Source organism: Dietzia massiliensis, from assembly GCF_018390595.1.
GTDB classification, from domain to species: Bacteria; Actinomycetota; Actinomycetes; order Mycobacteriales; family Mycobacteriaceae; genus Dietzia; species Dietzia massiliensis.
Window position 1 is genome coordinate 1 of record NZ_JAHBAV010000336.1, and the last position, 341, is coordinate 341.

The 341-nt window shown below is 75.4% G+C and carries 1 pseudogene; it reads left to right on the forward strand.

Going from position 1 to position 341, the window contains the following annotated elements:
- Nucleotides 1-341, forward strand: a pseudogene (locus KHA85_RS17465) (HNH endonuclease); the annotation flags it as partial.

Below are 341 nucleotides of genomic sequence, written 5' to 3' on the forward strand. Positions count from 1 at the left end.
GCCGAGAAACTACGCCGCCGCATCGACGCCGCCGCCCGCGCCGCCGCCGACACCGGGCATCCCCGCACCCGTAACCAACTGCGAGCCGACGCCCTGGTCGCTCTCGGCGACCCCAACACCACCGACATCGCCGACCCCCTCCCCGACCACCCGGGCGACGACGGCGCGGCAGACCCGGCCACCGCAGGCGCCTCGGCCCCTGCCGACGGGGCGGCCGGTCGTGCGCCGTTGGGGGCCTCGTGGGGCACCGACCAGCCGATCCGGATCTCCGTGATCGACAGCATCGCCCAGGGCCTGCCCAACCGCGTGGAGTTCGTCACCGGCGCCTACGCCAGCTTCGA